Source organism: Niameybacter sp. (assembly GCF_036655075.1).
Taxonomy (GTDB): Bacteria; Bacillota; Clostridia; order Lachnospirales; family Cellulosilyticaceae; genus Holtiella.
Window position 1 is genome coordinate 1 of record NZ_JAVVQU010000094.1, and the last position, 3,491, is coordinate 3,491.

The 3,491-nt window shown below is 34.8% G+C and carries 3 protein-coding genes and 1 riboswitch; of the genes, 2 read left to right on the top strand and 1 reads right to left on the bottom strand.

Translation table 11 applies throughout. From position 1 onward, the window contains the following. Positions 1–33: 33 nt before the first annotated feature. Positions 34–1,413, bottom strand: coding sequence for an alanine/glycine:cation symporter family protein (locus RRY75_RS14010; protein ID WP_332528272.1), 1,380 nt, complete (start codon positions 1,411–1,413; stop codon positions 34–36). Positions 1,414–1,488: 75 nt separating this feature from the next. Further along, a riboswitch (glycine riboswitch) is annotated at positions 1,489–1,586 on the bottom strand. Between the two features lie 193 nt (positions 1,587–1,779). On the opposite strand from RRY75_RS14010, the gene RRY75_RS14015 reads away from it, so the two are divergent. Then, a complete protein-coding gene (locus RRY75_RS14015; protein ID WP_332528271.1) occupies positions 1,780–3,240 on the top strand; it encodes a hypothetical protein in 1,461 nt (486 codons plus the stop codon). 57 nt (positions 3,241–3,297) lie between these two features. Then, on the top strand, positions 3,298–3,489 hold the full coding sequence (locus RRY75_RS14020) for a ferredoxin (protein WP_332528270.1): 192 nt from the start codon (positions 3,298–3,300) through the stop codon (positions 3,487–3,489). The last annotated feature ends 2 nt before the right edge of the window (positions 3,490–3,491 follow it).

Sequence of the window (3,491 nt, forward strand, 5' to 3'; positions counted from 1 at the left end):
CCTTTAGCCTCTTTTACATGTAGATCTATAGATTTATGATAAACTCTTATCTTTATTAGAGGTTAGTTCCTCTGATTTAAGATGCTCAAAATACTTTTTGGTTTCAGATACAACAACTCCAGATAGTGCAAGAAGTGCTATTAAATTTGGGAATGCCATAAGAGCATTTACAATATCTGCGATAGTCCATACAAGTGAAACTTTAAGGAATCCACCAAGTGCGACCATACAAATGAAAAGAATACGATAAGGCGTAATGCCCTTCACACCGAATAAGAATTCTATACAGCGTTCACCGTAGTAGTTCCAACCAAGAATGGTAGTAAAAGCAAAGAGTACAAGACAAATGGATAATGCTGCGGCACCAAAGTTGCCAAATACAGTGCTAAATGCACTTTGAGTCATCAGGGCAGCATCACCACTCATAGACCATACGCCTGTAATAACAAGAGTAAGACCTGTTAAGGTACAAATAATAATACTGTCGATGAAGGTGCCTGTCATTGAAATAAGACCTTGTTCTGCGGGCCATTGTGTTTTTGCAGCAGCAGCAGCAATAGGTGCACTACCAAGACCTGACTCGTTAGAAAATACACCACGAGCAACACCTTTACTGATAGCATCTTTCATAATAGCCCCTGCAAATCCACCAAGAGCAGCATGACCTGTAAAGGCAGAAGAGAGGATCGTCGCAAAGGCAGTAGGAATTGCTTTAAAGTTGATTGCTAAAATAATACCGCAAGCTAAAATATAGATCATAGCCATAAAAGGTACTACCTTACTAGAAACTTTAGAGATGCTTTTAATTCCACCTATAATAATAATACCTACCAATGAAGCTACAATGATAGAAATAACTTGTGGTGGAATACCTGTTAAGTTGTTAATACTACTGGTAATAGAGTTAACTTGAGAAAAGGTACCAATACCTAATAAGGCAACAAGTACGCCACTAAAAGCAAAGAAAATAGCAAGTGGACGCCATTTTTCACCCATACCATTTAAGATATAGTACATAGGCCCACCAGACATTTGTCCGTTTTCATCTACTTTACGATATTTAATAGCAAGGACACCTTCTGCATACTTAGTAGCCATGCCAACAAATGCGGCAGTCCACATCCAAAATAGTGCACCAGGTCCACCAGCAGCAATAGCTGTTGCAACACCGACAATATTACCTGTACCTACAGTTGCAGCAAGGGCTGTACAAAGGGCACCAAAACTATTGATGTCTCCATCTCCATAATTTTTGGCAGTGAAAATAAGCTTTAAAGCTTTTGGGAGTTTGATAATTTGAATAAGACCGAGTCTTATTGTTAGGAGTAAACCTGTGCCTAATAATAGTGTAAGTAGAGGCCATCCCCATGCAAAGTCATTGACTTTACCTAAAAATACTGTGAGTTGTTCCATTTTGATATCTCCTTTTAATGTTAGATTTTACTCTGCATAAAAAGGGATAGGGAAATATGTAATTGTAATATAAAAATTAGAATCCCTGTCCTTTTGCCTGAGAGTTTGAGCATATATGCTATGCCTTGCACCTTCGGCGCTTGCTTGACGCAAGTCTCTCCAGAGTCCCGTCAGCTTAGCAGTCCCACTTGTAGATAAGTACCTGAGAGCGTTACTCCTTCGGTAGTCCTTACGGACGTTCTTCTGCTAAGTTTCAACCGGATTTACACTATTATAGCAGAGAACAAGCTAAAATGACAATATAATTGTGTTAAATTACGAGACATTGTATAATAAGGGCATAATGCCATTAAATAAGGAGTATGTATGAATCTTAAAGAAAAACTAATCTCCGTAAAGGAAGATGTTGTAGATTGGATTAAAACATATAAGAAAATAATCATACCAGTAGCAAGTGGAATGATTCTCTTTTTTATTATCATGTTTAATATGAGTTTTTTTCAAGTTACCTACTTTAAAATAAAACGAATGCCTGATAAAGTTGTAAATATTTTAACTAAGGCAAAACAGACAAATTATGATGACTTTTATTTCAGAACAGGACTAGATTACTTGATTGAGGATTTGTCAGAAGTAAGCAAAGCTTTTCTAGAAAAACATTTTGAACAATTAGATTCAATGAGTCAGGAAAAAATTATAAAAAATTATAATAGTAAAGAGATATTATTTGTAAATCAACAGGAAATTTTTGAGGTAATTATAAAGGGGCAGACAACAGAACATCTAAAGGGATATATGAAAAGGTTAGATGATGAAATATTTGAACGTGCTTTAAGTCAATGTTTTGATTCTAATATTAAGCTTACTCAAGATTCTGTAGATGGGCTATATACCCTACTTTGTTTAAGAGGAGATACAATTCCATTAGAGAAATTTAGTTTAAGTATATTTCAATTATTAAACTTTCCGTACAATGGTGATATAGAGACAAACGCGCTTAAAGTCTTGGACTTTATAGAGCCAGAAAGTATAAAGCGTGCATTGATTACTGAGCTTAAAACTAAGGAAATAGAAGTCAAGACACTTAGTACATGGATAGATATTTTAAATAAAAAACGTGTTATTACAGCTCAAGAATATATCAGCTTTACAAATTATTATGGAATGATTAAAAAGTCACAAGAAGCTATTAAGCAAATACAAATACAAGAAGTAGATTTATTAAATATGAAGCAAACTGTAGATATAGAAACTGATGTACTAGACAATCAAATTAAACGTTTGGCTAAGGAAAAGGATAGCTTGAATGAACAAAGTAAAGAACTTGAGAAGCAAGTAAGTGTACTTAAAAATTACAAACAACTAGAACTCTATATTTTGGATCGTTATGAAAATGGAGAGTATGAGGCGGCGATTCCAGAGAAGAGTTGGTTATTTGGGACGTATAAACCAAGTTCACAAAGGGTAAGACTGAAAACAACACGTTCGGCAATAGAGGAGATGGGTGTCCAAAGCTTTGCTGTTTATGAAAATGAAAAGGTTGGGAATAATGTCCTCTATTTTACAGAGGTATCAGATGAACAGTTAATAGCTATTCAGAGTATGGAAGAGAAGGCTAGAGAAGTAAATACCTCAATGGTATCCAAACAAAATGAAATGAATAAACTTAGTCAAGAGATAGGGCAAATACGTAAAACAAATAATTATGATACTACATTAAGTCTTATTGAAGAGTTAGAAATTAAAAAAGATACTATTATAGTAGAGATAGAGAAGAATAGACTCGCTATTCAAAGCTTATTCGGTATAGGAAATGTAATGGTATAATTTAAGTTATGTAGGAGATAATAAGCAAAGAATCTTTTACGTAGGAGGTGTATAAACATGAAAGCAAAAGTGGATAAAGATACTTGTATAGGTTGTGGACTTTGTCCAGCAACTTGTCCAGAGGTTTTTTCATTAGAGGATGATGGCTTAGCAGTTGCTATTGAAGGAGATATATCAGAAGATGTTTGCGAAGAGGCAGAAGCTGCTAGAGATGGTTGCCCAGTAAGTGCTATTGATATTGAAGAATAAAA